Annotated in this window: 18 protein-coding genes, 1 tRNA gene, 1 other RNA gene and 1 pseudogene; 8 read left to right on the top strand and 13 right to left on the bottom strand. The window is 36.0% G+C overall.

What is annotated here, in order from left to right; all coding sequences use genetic code 11:
• Positions 1 to 4 precede the first annotated feature (4 nt).
• The 5 genes from RSTT_RS04350 to RSTT_RS06220 all read left to right on the top strand — a co-directional run bounded on the left by RSTT_RS04350 (position 5) and on the right by RSTT_RS06220 (position 3,248).
• Positions 5 to 235 (top strand): metal-dependent transcriptional regulator, encoded by a 231-nt coding sequence (locus RSTT_RS04350; protein WP_096525796.1) that lies wholly within the window; start codon positions 5 to 7, stop codon positions 233 to 235.
• A 113-nt stretch (positions 236 to 348) separates the two neighbouring features.
• Positions 349 to 480 carry a hypothetical protein gene (locus RSTT_RS06835; protein ID WP_269457757.1) on the top strand — a complete coding sequence of 44 codons (132 nt, stop codon included), beginning with the start codon at positions 349 to 351 and terminating at the stop codon, positions 478 to 480.
• Positions 481 to 571: 91 nt separating this feature from the next.
• Entirely contained in the window at positions 572 to 910 is a 339-nt protein-coding gene (locus RSTT_RS04345) for a FeoA family protein (RefSeq protein WP_015423596.1), read from the top strand.
• 3 nt (positions 911 to 913) lie between these two features.
• Complete coding sequence (gene feoB / locus RSTT_RS04340) at positions 914 to 3,010, top strand: ferrous iron transport protein B (protein WP_096525795.1); 2,097 nt, start codon at positions 914 to 916, stop codon at positions 3,008 to 3,010.
• A gap of 94 nt (positions 3,011 to 3,104) precedes the next feature.
• Positions 3,105 to 3,248: a hypothetical protein gene (locus RSTT_RS06220; RefSeq protein ID WP_172412865.1), complete on the top strand. Its 144-nt coding sequence runs from the start codon at positions 3,105 to 3,107 to the stop codon at positions 3,246 to 3,248.
• Between the two features lie 34 nt (positions 3,249 to 3,282).
• On the opposite strand, the gene RSTT_RS04335 is transcribed toward RSTT_RS06220, so the two are convergent.
• Positions 3,283 to 3,353, bottom strand: a tRNA-Ala gene (locus RSTT_RS04335).
• 544 nt (positions 3,354 to 3,897) lie between these two features.
• Between RSTT_RS04335 and RSTT_RS06215 the strand changes: the two genes are divergently transcribed.
• Positions 3,898 to 4,059, top strand: a complete 162-nt coding sequence (locus RSTT_RS06215) for a hypothetical protein (RefSeq protein ID WP_172412864.1) — start codon at positions 3,898 to 3,900, stop codon at positions 4,057 to 4,059.
• A gap of 751 nt (positions 4,060 to 4,810) precedes the next feature.
• On the opposite strand, the gene ssrA is transcribed toward RSTT_RS06215, so the two are convergent.
• The 3 genes from ssrA to RSTT_RS04315 form a co-directional block, all read right to left on the bottom strand.
• Positions 4,811 to 5,234: a transfer-messenger RNA gene (gene ssrA / locus RSTT_RS04325) on the bottom strand.
• A gap of 83 nt (positions 5,235 to 5,317) precedes the next feature.
• Complete coding sequence (gene tadA, locus RSTT_RS04320; protein ID WP_197701989.1) at positions 5,318 to 5,803, bottom strand: tRNA adenosine(34) deaminase TadA; 486 nt, start codon at positions 5,801 to 5,803, stop codon at positions 5,318 to 5,320.
• Positions 5,793 to 6,191, bottom strand: coding sequence for an acyl-CoA thioesterase (locus tag RSTT_RS04315; protein ID WP_015423593.1), 399 nt, complete (start codon positions 6,189 to 6,191; stop codon positions 5,793 to 5,795). Before RSTT_RS04315 ends, tadA begins: the two co-directional genes overlap by 11 nt.
• Before the next feature lie 359 nt (positions 6,192 to 6,550).
• On the opposite strand from RSTT_RS04315, the gene RSTT_RS04310 reads away from it, so the two are divergent.
• Together RSTT_RS04310 and RSTT_RS04305 are read left to right on the top strand one after the other, a co-directional pair.
• The gene (locus RSTT_RS04310) at positions 6,551 to 7,180 is read left to right on the top strand and encodes a hypothetical protein (RefSeq protein ID WP_096525793.1); all 630 of its coding nucleotides are present in this window, start codon (positions 6,551 to 6,553) and stop codon (positions 7,178 to 7,180) included.
• Between the two features lie 376 nt (positions 7,181 to 7,556).
• Positions 7,557 to 9,962, top strand: a complete 2,406-nt coding sequence (locus tag RSTT_RS04305) for a homocysteine S-methyltransferase family protein (protein WP_096525792.1) — start codon at positions 7,557 to 7,559, stop codon at positions 9,960 to 9,962.
• Between the two features lie 73 nt (positions 9,963 to 10,035).
• Here RSTT_RS04305 and RSTT_RS04300 read toward each other — a convergent pair whose 3' ends face one another.
• The 9 genes and pseudogenes from RSTT_RS04300 to RSTT_RS04270 all read right to left on the bottom strand — a co-directional run bounded on the left by RSTT_RS04300 (position 10,036) and on the right by RSTT_RS04270 (position 16,213).
• On the bottom strand, positions 10,036 to 10,629 hold the full coding sequence (locus tag RSTT_RS04300) for an anaerobic ribonucleoside-triphosphate reductase activating protein (RefSeq protein WP_172412863.1): 594 nt from the start codon (positions 10,627 to 10,629) through the stop codon (positions 10,036 to 10,038).
• Positions 10,630 to 10,678: 49 nt separating this feature from the next.
• Positions 10,679 to 10,795: pseudogene (nrdD, locus tag RSTT_RS04295) on the bottom strand (anaerobic ribonucleoside-triphosphate reductase); the annotation flags it as partial.
• Positions 10,796 to 10,879: 84 nt separating this feature from the next.
• Positions 10,880 to 13,006 carry a ribonucleoside triphosphate reductase gene (locus RSTT_RS04290; protein WP_096525790.1) on the bottom strand — a complete coding sequence of 709 codons (2,127 nt, stop codon included), beginning with the start codon at positions 13,004 to 13,006 and terminating at the stop codon, positions 10,880 to 10,882.
• A 255-nt stretch (positions 13,007 to 13,261) separates the two neighbouring features.
• Positions 13,262 to 14,185 carry a quinolinate synthase NadA gene (gene nadA, locus RSTT_RS04285; protein WP_096525789.1) on the bottom strand — a complete coding sequence of 308 codons (924 nt, stop codon included), beginning with the start codon at positions 14,183 to 14,185 and terminating at the stop codon, positions 13,262 to 13,264.
• A 105-nt stretch (positions 14,186 to 14,290) separates the two neighbouring features.
• Complete coding sequence (locus RSTT_RS07105; RefSeq protein WP_149030064.1) at positions 14,291 to 14,395, bottom strand: hydroxyethylthiazole kinase; 105 nt, start codon at positions 14,393 to 14,395, stop codon at positions 14,291 to 14,293.
• Between the two features lie 130 nt (positions 14,396 to 14,525).
• Entirely contained in the window at positions 14,526 to 14,678 is a 153-nt protein-coding gene (locus RSTT_RS05940) for a hydroxyethylthiazole kinase (RefSeq protein ID WP_125267004.1), read from the bottom strand.
• Positions 14,679 to 15,039: 361 nt separating this feature from the next.
• Positions 15,040 to 15,339, bottom strand: a complete 300-nt coding sequence (locus RSTT_RS04280; RefSeq protein ID WP_269457779.1) for an MATE family efflux transporter — start codon at positions 15,337 to 15,339, stop codon at positions 15,040 to 15,042.
• 461 nt (positions 15,340 to 15,800) lie between these two features.
• Positions 15,801 to 16,031, bottom strand: coding sequence for a hypothetical protein (locus tag RSTT_RS04275; protein WP_096525787.1), 231 nt, complete (start codon positions 16,029 to 16,031; stop codon positions 15,801 to 15,803).
• Complete coding sequence (locus tag RSTT_RS04270; protein ID WP_096525786.1) at positions 16,028 to 16,213, bottom strand: hypothetical protein; 186 nt, start codon at positions 16,211 to 16,213, stop codon at positions 16,028 to 16,030. Before RSTT_RS04270 ends, RSTT_RS04275 begins: the two co-directional genes overlap by 4 nt.
• Positions 16,214 to 16,253: the final 40 nt, after the last annotated feature.

Raw genomic sequence — 16,253 nt, 5'->3', positions numbered from 1 at the left:
TTTAATGGTAAAGGTTAGAAGAAGCGAGGCTCTTAACAGTTTAAGCGCCTCGCTTGAGAACTATCTTGAGACTATTGCAGTGCTGAAAAGAAAAAAAGAATGCGCAAGAATTGGCGATATTGCCAAATATTTAAATGTTAAAAGTTCAAGCGTTAATGTCGCAATTAGTTTCTTAGCCGAAAATGAACTTGTAATACATGAGAAATACGGATATGTTGATTTAACCGATAAGTGAGAGAAGATAGCTTGGGAAGTTCAAAGAAAACCTGGAATATTGTATAAATTTTTGAATACTCTGTTTTTTATAGACAGCAGAGTTGCTGAAAGAGAAGTCTGTGAAATAGAGCATTGGGTCGGTGTGGAAACTATACATACAAGCTTGAAAGATTGTATATTCTTTTAAAGAAATATTTCCTTACGGAATATGAAGATTTGATTAATTTAAAAGAATATTTGGGAAAATGGAAAGATTATAAATAAATTGAAAGTTATGTATTGCCGTTTTGTTTTTGTGTTTGAGACTAGTTAGTTAAAACTAAAATAATTATATATAACTAAAGATGGGGCTGATATGAAATATCTGAAAAAAATTATAAAGCTTATTTATAGATATTGGCATGAGCGCTGGGTCAAGGCTCATTTTCAAAAGTATAAATCGTTTAACGACTGTCTTAAATATAATGGTATGGCTAAATTAAGCGATGCTGTTCCAGGTGTTTATAGATTTATTACGGCTTATTGCGATGGAAAATTGGCATACAGGCTTCTTGAAATGGGTTTTGTTCCGGGCGAATATTTAACTGTTATTGAAAACACTGGTCTAAAAGGTAGCACAATGATTAAAATAAAAGATTCAAAAATTGCTTTAAGCAATAAAATTGCCGATAAAATTTTATTGAAGAAGAAATAACGTATGAATACAGATAAAAATATTACAGTTGCTCTCGTGGGCAATCCAAACAGCGGTAAATCAACAATTTTTAACAGTTTGACAGGGTCTAACCAGAATGTCGGCAATTACCCCGGAATAACGGTGGAAAAAAAAGAGGGTTTAAAAAAATACAAGGGATACAATGTAAACTTTATTGATTTGCCCGGCACTTACAGTCTTTCTGCATATTCTGATGACGAAGTGGTGGTAAGGAATTTTTTACTTAATGAGAAGCTTGATGTCGTAGTTAACGTAATTGATTCTGCCAACATGGAGCGTAATCTCTATTTGTTTACTCAGATAGTGGAACTTGATATGCCCGTCATAATGGTTTTGAATATGGTTGACATTCTAAAATCGCATGGGAAAACTGTCGATAAAAAAGTTATGTCGGACATTTTGGGAGTTCCGATATTTGCCACAGTTGCAAGCAAAGATGTAGGAATTGTCGATATTTTGGATTGTGTTGTAAATACTTTTGAGAATGTAGAGTTTAAAAATCAGATAAGAGTCAAGGTTGATTATGGTGACGATATTAAAGGTGAAACCGAAAAACTTGAAAAGCTTATATCGAAAGACTCCGTATTGTCAAAATTTCCCAAAAGCTGGCTTACGATAAAATTATTGGACAATGATCCTTTAGCGTTAAAACTTGTCTGCAAAGCAGGTAACGAAACTGAAATATCAGAGCAGATTAAAAAAAGCAGAAATCATATTAAAGAACATTTCGGTAGAAAAGTGGAAATTGAAGTAGCCGACAGACGCTACGGTTTCGCGAAAGCTGTCGTAAAAATGGTTGTAAAAAAAACAGGGCGGGAAAAAATTGATATGACCGAATTTATTGATAGTTTTACGCTCAACAGGTACATGGGGATTCCCATTTTTGCTGTAGTGATGTATATAATTTTCAAGTTTACTTTTACTTTTTCAGAACCTGCGGTAAAACTCTTAGGTTTATTTTTTCGATGGTTTGGTGGCGCTATTATGGGACTTATCCCGGATGGTCCGGTGCGTTCTTTGATTGTTGATGGAATAATCGGCGGAGTCGGCGGTGTGCTCGGATTTTTTCCGCTAGTGCTGTTTATGTTTTTTGCAATTGCATTTTTTGAAGATTCCGGATACATGGCGAGAGCCGCTTTTGTAATGGATAAAATTATGAGCAGATTCGGACTTCATGGAAAATCATTTCTGCCTTTAATGCTTTCAACCAACGGGTGTGCGGTGCCGGGTATTCTTGCGACAAGGACTCTAGATTCAAAACGCGACAGGCTTATAACTATGTTTGTAGTGCCGTTTATGATATGCGGCGCTAAGCTTCCGCTATTTGCTCTTATTATAGGTGCTTTCTTTTCGGCGAAATATCAGGCAACTGTAATGTTTTTTATGTATTTTTTGAGTGTTGTTATTGCTTTAGGCATTGCAAAACTCTTGAGCGTAACAATCTTATTAAAAGGGGAGTCGACTCATTTTGTTATGGAGCTTCCTCCTTATCATCTTCCCACAATTAAAGGTTTATTTTTAAAAATGTGGGAAAGAAGTTGGCTCTATGTGCGCAAAGCCGTAACCGTAGTCATTTTAATATCAATTTTGGTATGGGCGGTATTTGCTTACCCCCAAGCTCCTTTAAATGAAAACTTTACCGAAGCTGAAAAATCGGCGCTTCAATTGGACTGCAGCATTGCCGGAAGAGTGGGAAAAATCTTCGAACCTTTGTTTAAACCTATTGGTATAGACGGCAACAGAGTTATTGCTTTAATAGCCGGATTTGCCGCAAAAGAAGTGATTGTAAGCACTTTGAGTACGGTTTACTCTATTGCTGGCGAAGTTAATTCAGGATATACCCGGACTTTGAGAGAAAAAATTGCGACTGACGATAACTGGTCGCCACTTAAAGGTATAGCTTTTCTGATTTTTTGTCTAATATATACACCCTGTATCGTATCTGTCGCAGTTTTTTTTAAAGAGACCGGTTCAAGTTATAAGTGGCTTGCGCTTCTTGTTATAGGAAATACGATTTTTGCTTGGATAGTTTCGTTTATTGTTTTCCAGCTCGGAACCCTGCTGAATATAGGTATGTAAAGAAAAAAACAAAGTGGGTTTTTAATTCGAAAAGTTAAAATAAAAATGCTATTGTTTTTTTGTCATTGATTTAAAAAAAGAGGCTTTAAGAATATTGCAGAATATAATAATAATTATTGTTGTGGTAGTTGCTGCCGTGCTTATGGCAAAACATTTAATAAAAGGCAGTTGTAATTGTTGCAATAATAAGGGTAAAAAAAGTTCAAATTGTCGGGTTGGTTGTCGTCTGAAAAAATAAAAAATGCTTACGACTGTAAATAAAACTAGTGTTATGGAGCCAGCGGGAATTGAACCCGCATCTTATCGTTGCGAACGATACATTCTCCCGTTTAACTATGGCCCCCCCCCCCCGGATGATACGGAAAATCATTATTATAACAGGCACATTATAGCAATATTTTAATTTTTTTTTCATAGACTCAGTAAGGCAATTGTTTGTCATATTGAGGAGATTTTATTTACGAAATATATTCATATCTGTCAAAACTTCCCATTTTTAGAATTACAATGTTTTAATAAAAAAAGAGGCAGTTGAAAGTGGATATAAAAGTTCCAAAAGCCTGAACATAGTGAAGTTAAAAAAATGAACAGGAGTGAAATTGCAGAACAACAATTTAAAAATTACTTAAAAACGGATGATGAGCGGGTGCATTTGAAAGTTTTCAGTAGATTGAAGGAAATCAAAAAAAGAGATTATGAACGATTTCTATAATGCTAATAATAATTATCTAAGCCGAGTTAGAAAGGTTCAATTGTATATTTTTAAATATTTTTTTGACTAAATCTGAAAAGGAGCAGGCTGATGATTATACAGAAGATACTAAAGCGAAAATTGATTGTTGAGCTTTAACGGGCGTGGGTGACCATGAAGTGGATAGAAAAGCTTAATGTTTCAGCACTTTAGCGACGTGCCTGAAGTTGGGTATAACGATAAAAAGTTAATCAAGGGATATGGAAAAAGGCAAAGATCTTCGTTTGCAATCATATTATCTGCAGCAGTTTTTGTAGGGTTACCTATTGAAGCAAGGCTTGGAAGCAAAAGAGAGTGAATTAAAAGTGACTAACGAGGCATTGGCTAGAGTAGTATTATCAATCCGACTAAGAGTGATACTACTCTTGAGGAACTAGAAGCACTTGTTAAAAATAATAAACAACGATTATTGTAATAACAGAACCTCATTGACGATTTGGAGTAGCTTTATTCTCTTGGACGACAATCAATCCCTGTCGCTAGAGTTGAGGGATATAGAAGGAAGCCGTACAAAAAGCAGATGGTATCATTTGACTTTAAATGGGCAAAGATTAAGAAAAAGCTAAAAGAGTTGAAAGACGCATTAACAGTTTTGACTATTGAGGAGCCTTTTTGTTTATACCTCATCTTTAATAATAAACTAGTGTATATAATAAAGGGTTTAAAGTTGTCTGGTATAGATGTTAATAATGCTGTTTGTCGCTTTATATATTACCGAGTAAAAGAAAGAAAAAACTGATAATTTACATTTTAATGTCTTGATGTCTTGCGTCTCGGTTGCACTAAGAAAGAACAGATAACAGCTACGGTAACACCTTAAACCCCGCTACACATTTTCCATTTATCATACATATAACAGCTTTTTAATTCGCAGAAGCGGCTATAATGAAAAGTTTTGTTAAAGCGTAAGCAGACTAAATGACATTTGATACTGAGTTGTTTTTGATCTCTTAAATAATATTTTAAACAGATAATATGTTTAAGCTTTAACTGCTGTCAAAAACAGAACAAATATCCAATTCTAAAATCAGACAGCGTATCGTTTGATATTGTGGAGGTGGCGGGAATTGAACCCGCGTCCGAAAATGTTTTGGTATGACCGCTACAGGCTTAGTCCAGAAAGTTTATTTCGTTTATAACACTGTCTCCGGACAAGATTGCATTATAAACCAGTACCGTTTTAATTTCATTTTAAGCTGACGGTACAAACAGCTTAAAACTAACCTGCTCCTGTCGTTTTATCCCCATAGTAGGTGTCTGAAGTAAAACGGAAGCCGCATTAAGCGGCCATAATTTCAAAATTGCTGCAAAGCGTTTTAGATCCTGTGAAAAAATTGAAAACTGCAGCAAAGTTGTTACTTGTTACTTTGTTTATTTTATTGTTTATTGTTCAGTCGATTTTTACGGAGCCATCGACTAACTCCGGCCTGCTGTCATTACGTATATCACTCTCGTCGAACCCTACTCACCCCCCCCACTATATATACTCTCTGCTTTAACCTTGCTTTACTTTATCTTGAAACATGAAAAAAACTTTATATGTTCTTTATACAAGTCTATGCTTTTTGCTGTCTTATTTTTTTGAAAAAGTCTTTTATAATATTTGCGCATTCTGCGCTTAAGTGTTTTTCTTTTTTTCCAACAATTACTAACCGTCGGCTGAGTTTTTTAATATCTCCTGTTTTAAGTATATTTTTATAACAGCCCGCTTTTTTGTCAAAAGCTCCGAAAATAATTTTTTTTATTCTCGCTTTTGCTAAAGCTCCGGCGCACATTACGCACGGTTCAATTGTAGCATATGCATAACAATCGTTTAAGCGGTAATTCTTGAGTTTTTTTGCGGCTTTTCTCAATGCAACAATTTCAGCGTGAGCTGTAGGATCTGATAACGCAATGCATTTGTTAAATCCTCTTGCAATTATTTTGTTGTCTTTAACTATAACAGCTCCTATAGGCACTTCACGCGACTCTCGCGCTTTAGAGGCTTCTTTTAAAGCTTGAAACATAAAATAAGCATCGTCTTTAACTTGTTTATTTTTCAAGGTGCTTTTCTATTAATTCTTTTATGTCTTCCGGAAAACGCACAGGTCTCATCATTTTGTTTACAAATGGATGTTTTGTCTTTCCAGTAACCAAAAGTTTTCCATCACATTTTACTTTATAAGAACATGTTGTGCTTGCCGCTGTAACTTCGGTGAGTCTTGTTTCTATTGTTATTACATCATCGTATTTTGCTGGCGCTAGATATTTGCATTCGGCATAAATTACTGGAAAATAAAACCCGCGTTTTTCAATTGTTTTATATTCAAACCCTATATCTCTTAGTAATTCAGCTCTTCCTCTTTCAAAAAAAGTCAGATAATTGCCGTAATAAACCATACCCATCTGGTCTGTATCAGCATAAGCTATCCTCAAATGCAACACATTCATAATCTACTCCCAGTTTAAATTTGCTTTATTATAATAAATTTGCTTTTGATAAATCAATATTTAGATACGCCGCGCATCGTAAAAAAGTGATAGCTAAGTTGGTTTCATATTGAGCTTGTCTATCGCTTGGCTGAAGCATAAAGGAATAATTTTATATTCTATTTTTTAATTTGTGTTTTAGTGTTTTAATTGTAATAATAGTAAAATAAAATGTTAGAGGAAAATATATAATTATATATTTTATCGGTTTTTTGAGTATCAATGAAAAAGATATTTTATTGTGTTATTGGATAATATCTTTTATTGTAGTGCATGCGCTGCAATGGTGTTAATTAAATTTTTTTGATAAGGTATTAATTATGCTGAGAATTTCAACCATAGAAATCCCTTATAATAAACTGCTTGTAAGATTGGGATATCTGCAGACTAAAACCAAACTTGATGAAAAAACTGCCGTCATGATAAAAGAAACTTTAAGTCTAGCACAGAAACTTATTAAACCCAAAGCTGTGGTTGCTTTTGAAAACATAGCGACGATAAGTGGGAATAAAACCTCGAACGAGATTTCATTTGAAAACGGATATAAAATTAAAAGCGGGAATATAGCGAAGCTTTTAAAAAACTGTTTTAAAGTTTACGGGATTGGCATAACGGTAGGCGGAGCGTTAGAGCTGAGAATAGATGAATTTTTGAAAAAAAAAGAAACTTTTAACGCTTTGATATCAGATGCGGCAGGTTCTGTTGCCGCGGAAGAAACAATAAATCTTGCAAATGCGCAGATTAAGGCTTACGAAGAAAAAAACGGTAATATGTTGACGAGGAGATATTCGCCGGGATACGGAGACTGGATACTTGAAGACAACAGGCAATTTTTGAATTGGATAGGTGCGGAACATATAGGCATTAAATTAAACGAGTTCTGTCATATGAAACCCGAGAAATCTGTTTCGGCTTTGATAGGAGTTGCTAAGAGATGGAGTGAAAGATAAAGGGTTTAAAGAAAATATTATTAAAATCAAAAGCAAAGAATTTATAATTAATTGCGATACATCTGTATAAACATCTTCTATATATATTAATTAAAAAAAATTTATTCTATTGGTTCTATTGGAACAGTTCTTAGGTATGGCGGAGGTATTGAGGAAGCTGAATATGCTGCCAGGACGACAAGAGTTTTAGGTGGAATGTAAATATGCATAAATAAAATGTCAAGATTTCTGTTTTACAAAAAGCAATTTTTGAGCAGGATTGAGTTTGACATTGCAAAGCTGGCTTTGAGAATATTTTGAGAAAAGTATTATCAGTTGTAGCGAAAACTGCAAAAGACGGTTTTGGAAGTTTGAGTAGACAATAAGGATCTTTAATATGAATAAACAAAAATTTTTAGATATTCTAAAAAGCCGCATATTAATAATGGACGGAGCTACGGGAACTGAACTGCAGAAAAAGAAGTATCTTGATGGTGTTGAAATTCCGGAAGAAATTAATATCAAATTCCCGGAAAGAATAGCGGATATTTATTCTTCTTATATAAATGCGGGTTCTGATATAATTCTTGCAAATACGTTCGGCGCAAATCTCATAAGATTAAAACAGCACGGACTTTTGGACAAAGCTGACGACATAATAAAATCAGGAATTGATTTGATAAGGGAAATTTCTTCCGATACGATTGTTGCAGGCGATATTTCGTCAATAGGAGAGTATATTGAACCGCTCGGCTCTTTAACTTTTGATGAAGCTTATAACTCTTTTGCATTTCAGGTGTCTTTGCTGCAAAAACACGGCGCAGATGTCATAGTTATTGAAACAATGACCGAGATAAAAGAAACTAAAGCGGCAATTCTTGCGGCAAAAGAAAATTTTGACGGAGCAATTATTGTTCAGATGACTTTTTCAAAAGACGGAGTCACGGTTACGGGAACTGATCTGAAAAGTTTTATTGCAATGGCGGAAAGTTTAGGTGTTGATGCGCTGGGATTAAACTGTTCTATAGGCTCTCGGGAATTGGCAGAACTTGCAAAGGTTCTTTGTGTCAACACGAATTTGCCTATATCTTTTAAACCTAATGCAGGAATTCCTGTGTTAATTAACCGTGAGACCTGTTTTCCGGAAACAAAAGAAGAGTTTATTGAAGCAAGCTTAAAAGCCTATTCTTACGGTGTTAATATGTTCGGCGGCTGCTGTGGAACGAATCCTGAATTTATAAAGATTCTATCAGGTGAGCTGATGAATAAAGCTCCGAAAATACGCAGTGTAAAAAGCAAATATTTTCTTTCAACAAGAACAAAAACTATCGATATAAATGAGGCTGAAAAGCCTGTTATAATCGGTGAAAGAATAAACCCGACAAACAGAAAAAAGTTTCAGGCGGAGCTGCTTAAAGACAATTTGTCGACTGTAAAAGACGAGGCTCGCTCACAGGTTTGGTCCGGTGCAAATCTTCTAGATGTAAATATGGGAGTTCCGGGCACAGACGAAATAAAGCTTCTTATAAATGCTGTAAATCAGATACAGGAGACGGTTTCTGTTCCTTTATGCATAGATTCAAGTAATTCCGGTGCTTTAGAACAGGCTGTTAAAAACTGTGCCGGCAGACCTCTCATAAATTCCGTAAACGGCGAGCAGGCAAAGCTTGACGTAATATTGCCTATTGCAAAACGTTATGGCGCGGCGCTTATCGCATTGACGACAGATGATAACGGAATACCTGCAACGGCAGAGAAGAGATTAAAAATAGCTGCAAAAATTTTAAATTTTGCTGATCGCTGCGGACTTGAAAGAAAAAATATTGTTTTTGATTATCTTGTCCTTTCTGCAAGCTCTTCACCCGATCAGATAGGGGAAACATTAAAGGCAATGAGAGAATCAAAGAGGATGTACCCCGAATGCAAACTTGTTTTAGGCGTGTCAAATGTTTCTTTCGGACTTCCTTCAAGGCAGACAATCAATTCGACTTTCTTAAAAATGGCTGTAGCTGTAGGACTTGATTTTGCAATCGCTAATCCCCACGAGAATTGGGATATAGATGACCCTTTTGCCAAAAATTTACTCGAAAACAAAGATAAGGGAGCGGTTAAATACATGGAGGTTTTTACCTCTTTTAGAAAGCAGATACCGGAAACCGAGACAGAAAAACTTACTACAGATAAGCAGCTTTATTTTGCGATTTTAAACGGAAACCGGGACTCTGTAGATGATATTTTAAGTCAGATTATTGCTTCCGGCGATAGCAATCCTTTTCGGACAGTGAACAATAATGTTTTGAAAGCGTTAAACGTTGTCGGTGAAAAATTTGCCTCAAAAGAGTATTTTTTACCGCAGATAATTATGTCTGCTCAAGCTGCTCAGTCGGCTTTTGCTATAGTAAAGGCTACGCTGAAAAAAGACGAAGCGTCTTCTGCCGGCAAAATTATAATAGCTACGGTTAAAGGCGATATGCATGACATAGGTAAAAATATAGTCGGTGCGGTGCTTGAAAGCTATGGTTTTGACGTCATAGATATGGGTGTAAACGTCGATTCTCAGTCGATAATAGATGAAGCCCATAAGATTAATCCGATTGCAATAGGACTTTCCGCTCTTATGACGACCACAATGCCTGAAATGGAAATGGTTGTAAAATTAAAAAATGCGGCTCGTGTTCCCACAAAAATCATTGTAGGCGGCGCGGCAGTTACAGAAAAGTTTGCAAAAGAAATTGGTGCGGATGCTTATGCCAGAGACGCTATGGAAGCTGCTGGATATGTGAAAACTTTGCAAAAAAATTAGATGCCCGATGGGGGGGAGAAAGAGAGAGCAGCTTTAAGAAACGTCCGCAGATAATATTTTTGGCGGAGTATCTCTACTTCTCTGGACTGTTAAATTGTTTTCTGCATTTCTGAACGATATATTCTGAGTTTTCCATTGTTGCTTTTATTTCATCTAAATCTCTTTTATTTAAAATATCTGTGTCGTACGTGGTTCTGAAAATATGCGCTATATCTGAAGATTTAATTACATGCAGCGACTGCATAATTAAATTTAAATTTCCTTTGAAAAACAGTTTGTATTTTTCAGCGGCCGATTTTATATCCATAGCTACGAAATCTATAAGTTTTTCGCGTATTAATTCTTGCAGTATTTTGGGATTGGTGCCGTTTGTATCAAGCTTGACGAGGAACTTTAAATTTTTGATTTTTTTTATGAAATTGAACAAATCATTTTGCAGTGTCGGTTCACCGCCTGTAATAACCACTCCTTTTAAGAGACCCTGTCTCTTTTTCAAAAAGTATAAGACTTCATTTTCATTAAGTGTTTTCTCAAATAGATAGGGGTAAACTAATTGAGGATTATGACAGTAAGGGCAAAGCATATTACAGCCCTGCGTAAAGATAACGGCCGCGGGAGTGCCGGGATAATCTATAAGTGATAATTTTTGGAGTCCGCCAATTTGCACAGCGCAACCGCCTCTTTTAATGTAATAATCCTAAAAGGAATAGAGAATATTATTTGCAAAAGCAATAATTTTTGCGGATTTTAAATTCTTCCCTTTTACCTTCATTCCACGAAGCAACGGGTCTCAAATATCCTACCACTCTAGAATAAACTTCACATTTTGTGCCTTCGACTGAGTCTTTTTGCAACTTTAATTCCTGAATTTTTTTCTGAATTTCGTTTATGGTCATTTCAGTTCCTTTATTGTGAATTTATTTTGCAGCAGATAAACTTTTAGTTTGGCAGGTTCCGCTCTCTTCCTTATACTCTTTTACTGTGCATAAAGAGGGATGTCTGTTGTCAAGTATATCTTCGAGGACTTTTATTTGTCTGTCTATGTCGTCAAGTTTTTCCTGTTTGCATTTAGGACATTCAGTATGTTCGCCTTCAATATAACCGCACTGCGGGCATACGCTGAAAGTAGGCGTTATTGAAAAATACGGCAGACTGTAATTTTCGCATACGATTTTTATAAAATTTTTTAGACTTTCCGTATCTTTAATACGCTCTCCCACAAACATGTGCAGAACCGTACCACCGGTGTACTTTGCCTGCATTGAATCCTGTAAATCCAGATTTTCAAAAATATCTTCGGTGTAATCTACCGGCAACTGGCTCGAATTTGTATAAAATGGCATGCCTATTGTTTTGCTTGCCGAAATTATGTCTGGATATTTCTGTATGTCAAGTCTTGCAAGTCTATAAGAAGCTCCTTCCGCGGGCGTAGCTTCAAGGTTATAGTTGTTTTCTGTTTCTTTCTGATAGTTAATAAGAATTTCTCTCATAAAATCCAGAATTTTTTCACCGAAAGATTTGCCTTTTATGCTCCCGACTCCTTCGCCGAACAAGTTTATACACGCTTCATTTAGCCCTATAATTCCTATTGTTGAAAAGTGATTTTTCCAGTATTTGTTAAAACGTTCTTTAACTATTCTCAGATAAAAACCCACATAAGGATATAAATTGTTGGACGTAAATTTTTCCAAGACATTTCTTTTTATTTCCAGACTTTGCTTTGCAATATCCATATTTTCTTTAAGTCTGTCTATAAAGTCAGATTCGTTTTTTGCAAGATAACCTATTCTTGGCAGATTGATTGTAACGACTCCTATAGAACCTGTGAGCGGAGACGCTCCGAAAAGTCCGCCGCCGCGTTTTCGAAGTTCGCGGTTGTCTATTCTAAGACGACAGCACATGCTTCTTGCATCTTCTGGTTTCATATCGGAATTAATAAAATTTGCGAAATAAGGAACTCCATATTTTGCTGTTATATCCCATAAAGCGCTTATATTTTTATTGTTCCAGTCAAAATCCTTCGTTATGTTATATGTAGGTATGGGAAATGTAAAAACTCTTCCTTTAGCGTCTCCTGCAAGCATAAGCTCTAAAAATGCTTGGTTTAACCTGTCTATTTCTTTTTGAAATTCGCCGTATTTTTTATCCCGATGTTTCCCTCCTATTATAACAGGTTCGTTTTTATAATACGGAGCAACTGTCAAATCCATAGTTAAATTTGTAAAAGGAGTCTGGAAACCGACTCTTGTGGGAACGTTTATGTTAAATAAAAATTCCTGTAAAGCCTGCTTTACTTCTTCATAGTTTAATTTATCATAATAAATGAAAGGAGCAAGCAGAGTATCGAAGTTTGAAAAAGCCTGCGCTCCTGCGCTTTCGCCCTGAAGAGTATAGAAAAAATTTACAATCTGTCCAAGCACTGTCCTGAAATGTTTTGCCGGTTTTGCTTCAGACTTTCCAGAAGCGCCTTTAAATCCGTTGAGCAGAAGATCCTGTAAATCCCAGCCTGCGCAGTAAGCGCCAAGCAATCCTAAATCATGCAAATGCAAATCTCCTTCGCTGTGCGCTTTTCTTACGTTTTCTGGATAAATTTTATTCAGCCAATAAATTTTGCTGATTCCCGAAGAAATATAATTATTAAGACCCTGCAAAGAATAAGACATATTGCTGTTTTCATTTACCTGCCAGTCTATTTTTTCTAGGTACTGGTCAACTAAATCAATATTGAAAGCAGAATATATTTCTCTTATTTTACTATGCTGATCACGATAGAGAATATACGCTCTTGCCGTCTTTTTATATTTTGAATAAAGCAAAACTTCTTCAACCGCGTCCTGAACCTTTTCAACAGTGGGTTTTCTGTCTTCAATCGTATCGAGTAAAAGAGATAGAGCTTTTATAGCAAGTTTATTTGCTGTATCTTGTCCGAATTCTCCTGTGGTTTCGCCAGCTTTTGCTATGGCTGCAGAGATTTTTTGGGAGTTAAACGCTTCTTTTGTGCCGTTTCTTTTCACAATTGAACTGAAAAACCCTTCATTTTCCATTTTTTCCTCTTTTTATTATAATAAAGTTATACGGCAGTTTTATGAACTTAGTGAATTATAAAATTTAAATTGTGCAGGCAAAATTTAAAGTTATTATAGTTTTGTGAGAAATCTAATATTCTTGCAGTATTTTTCCGTTTTAAAGCGGTAATTTTACAATTTATTTTAGAACATCTGAATTGTCGCCGATGTCACAAGCATAAGCGCCGCCTACTTACCGCAACCTATCCAAAATTTCGGCGAGGAAATATTTTCTCAGCCCTGCGCGTTTATTTCCAGCATCTTTAAAATCGGGCGGTAAGCTTTCTGTCTTATATCTTCGGAGACGCTAATTGCATTTTTCATATTTGTAAGAACATCTAAAACTTTTGCAAGCGTAATTTTTTTCATATTGGGGCATACCGCAAAAGATGACACGGGATAAAAGTTTTTGCCTGGATTATTTTTTTTAAGCGTATATAAAATTCCCGTTTCTGTGCCTATAATAAATTCTTTTGCAGTGCTTTTTTCAACATATCTGCACATAACGCCGGTTGACATTACATGGTCTGCCGCAGATGCAACTTCCGGACGGCACTCGGGATGAACTAAAATTTTAGCATGCGGGTGTTCTTCTTTCGCTTTTAGTAAATATCCCGGAAGAATCAGATTATTGTGTGTAGGACAAAAACCGTTCCAGACATTCATTTTTACGCCTGCTAGTTTTTGAACGTAGCTGCCTAAATTTTTGTCTGGAACAAAAATTATGTCGCTGTTTTCCGCACCTGTTTCTCCGGCGATACTTTTTACGACGTTTACTGCATTTGAAGACGTGCAGCATATATTGCTTTCAGCTTTTACCGCGGCAGAAGTGTTTACGTAAGCTACGACCACCGGATTTTTATATCGCGATTTAAATTCTTTTAATTTTTCGGCAATTATCATATCCGCCATAGGGCAACCCGCATTTAAGTCGGGAATTAAAACTTTTTTCTTTGGGTTCAGTATCGATGCGGTTTCCGCCATAAAATGTACGCCGCAAAAAACAATTACATCTGCGTTCGTCTGCACGGCTTTTCTGCTTAAATCCAGAGAATCGCCCACAAAATCTGCTATGTTATGAATTTCAGGCAGCTGGTATATATGAGCCAAAATTACGGCATTTTTTTCTTTTTTTAATTTATTTATTGTTTCTTTCATTGCTTTATTTCTTAAAATTTTTTCATTTTATTTATTGATATATCGCTTACTGTAGTTATTTTGTCAAACAATTTTGTTTAAAATGTTCCGGGACCTTCAGTGGTTTTATCGGCGCTTTCCGCCGAGCTGAGACATTAGAGGAGACCCGTTTTTGACTATAAAAACTTTAGTTCCATCAGTGCAGATGTCTTCTTTTCCGGTTACTGCAATGACACTCTTTTTTCATAAGTAAGTGTCTTTGCGTTTTTTACCATATCTCATGGAACGTTTCTGCTGTCGACGCATTTTGTGGTAACGTCTATTCCCGCAGTTTTTGCTATTTCGGAAACATTGCCTTTTATTACGACGGCGTTTGAAATAGAGGACATATTGGAGAACCGTCGAAAAGCTTGACGATATTCGCACAGTCTGAAATTGTAACCCAGTTTGTGATGTAATGCACCAAAGGAGAGCTTTTTCTTACTCTTTCTAAAACTTCGTAAATTTTATCCACATTAGTGCTTCCATATATTAGCTTGCTTTATTGAAATTGCAATCATAAGCCTTATTATACTTTTATTTGAGTGTTTTCCTATAAAAAAGCCTATGAGTTCTGCCGTTTCGTCTATGTATCGAGAGTGGATGAATTAATGTATAAGTGGTACGAATTTGCCGCTCCCCAGACTTTTCCCGTATAGTAATTATAATATTGTTGTTGCTTTGTTCCAAACCGAAAATATTTACAAACAGTTCATGCAGTCCTCTCATGTTTTTTTTCTTCTGACGCTTCAAAAAGCTCCTTTCCTAGCCCGCTTTTTTCTGAAGCTATCTTTATTAAGCGCTTTATCGCAAAATGCTGTATTTAAATCTTTCATCTAAAAACCTATAAAGAGGGAAAACATAAATGCGTAACGCAGTCCGGTTGCCGTCACATCAATGAGATTTTTTTCATCGGCGAAAATAGATGCCACCGAATGCGGAAACAATTCTACGAGTACAGATCCAAAAGTCATTGGGGCAACCGTGATAATAATTGTTTTTTTAACTTTTGTTACGTGTTCGTAAAGATCTGTACCGTAATTGTATCCGACTATAGGTTGCATGCCCTGATTAAGTCCAAAAACTATCATAACGAAAAGATATGCTATGCGGTTTACTATCCCGCAAGCTTCTATCGAATGAGAGCTATTACGGAAAACAGTATTCCCGTTATTAATTTGAGTACATATACAAATTCCGACATTTTATTCCCCTCTTTTTATTTTAATTTTAGTTTTTGATATATGGCAGGAGCAGCGGGTCTTGCACCCGCAATGCTAGTTTTGGAGACCAGAAGTTTACTGATAGCCTACCCGCCCACGTGTGTATACTTTAATCATAATGAGATTTGCCTTTTGGGTAGCATTTGTCGTTGAAGCAATCATAGTGGTAATCTCTTGGACAGTATCTTATCTTTCCGCCGTACTCAAAGACTTCCCCACCCTCAGAAGTAGTCCCCACTGTTTTATAACCATGTTTCACTTTCTTTGTCTCAGCGTACTTCTAGTCTAGACAAGCTAAATGCAAACTGCCATTTGAAATAGTGCCCAAATTGTGCCAATTTGAGGGCTTCTGTGATGTGTTATGTTATTTGATATCAGCCATTCTTTTCTTTTTCATATTTACGGCAAATTATCCAAGACAGAGCGCTAACAGCAGTATAAGCTAAAAAAGATACCGCATATACAGCCCATTTTCCAGCATAGTTTTTAACAGAACCGTCACTATTCCTAATTGGTTCATCATCGGCAAGGAACCACTGAACACCAAATATTATAAAAGACACAATGGCACACGACCCCAAACCCAATGCGGATACCGCACTCAAAATTCCAGCTTTGTTAGTGGCTTCTCTGGCATTTGTGGCACTATAGGTTTTCTGGGGGGGGGGGTAGCTAACCTGTGGCTAGTACCACGCGAATCTTTAACATAATAATTTTCACTAACATCCCAAGCAAACACATTGACACTGAAAAACAACAACATTAAACCTACAATTAACTTTCTCATAATATTTCCTCAATTTTTTAATTAGTTTTAATATTCTTTC

This window comes from Candidatus Endomicrobiellum trichonymphae (assembly GCF_002355835.1).
Taxonomy (GTDB): domain Bacteria; phylum Elusimicrobiota; class Endomicrobiia; order Endomicrobiales; family Endomicrobiaceae; genus Endomicrobiellum; species Endomicrobiellum trichonymphae.
Note: the sequence above shows the minus strand (reverse complement) of the source record. Positions and strands in the feature narration are given on the sequence as shown.

What these genes read in the sequence shown, in the direction of transcription:
- RSTT_RS04350 (WP_096525796.1), top strand. Translation starts at nt 5, where the DNA reads ATGGTAAAGGTTAGAAGAAGCGAGGCTCTTAACAGTTTAAGCGCCTCG.
- RSTT_RS04345 (WP_015423596.1), top strand. Translation starts at nt 572, where the DNA reads ATGAAATATCTGAAAAAAATTATAAAGCTTATTTATAGATATTGGCAT.
- feoB (WP_096525795.1), top strand. Translation starts at nt 914, where the DNA reads ATGAATACAGATAAAAATATTACAGTTGCTCTCGTGGGCAATCCAAAC.
- RSTT_RS06215 (WP_172412864.1), top strand. Translation starts at nt 3,898, where the DNA reads ATGTTTCAGCACTTTAGCGACGTGCCTGAAGTTGGGTATAACGATAAA.
- RSTT_RS04315 (WP_015423593.1), bottom strand. Translation starts at nt 6,191, where the DNA reads ATGAATGTGTTGCATTTGAGGATAGCTTATGCTGATACAGACCAGATG.
- RSTT_RS04310 (WP_096525793.1), top strand. Translation starts at nt 6,551, where the DNA reads ATGCTGAGAATTTCAACCATAGAAATCCCTTATAATAAACTGCTTGTA.
- RSTT_RS04305 (WP_096525792.1), top strand. Translation starts at nt 7,557, where the DNA reads ATGAATAAACAAAAATTTTTAGATATTCTAAAAAGCCGCATATTAATA.
- RSTT_RS04290 (WP_096525790.1), bottom strand. Translation starts at nt 13,006, where the DNA reads ATGGAAAATGAAGGGTTTTTCAGTTCAATTGTGAAAAGAAACGGCACA.
- nadA (WP_096525789.1), bottom strand. Translation starts at nt 14,185, where the DNA reads ATGAAAGAAACAATAAATAAATTAAAAAAAGAAAAAAATGCCGTAATT.
- RSTT_RS04270 (WP_096525786.1), bottom strand. Translation starts at nt 16,213, where the DNA reads ATGAGAAAGTTAATTGTAGGTTTAATGTTGTTGTTTTTCAGTGTCAAT.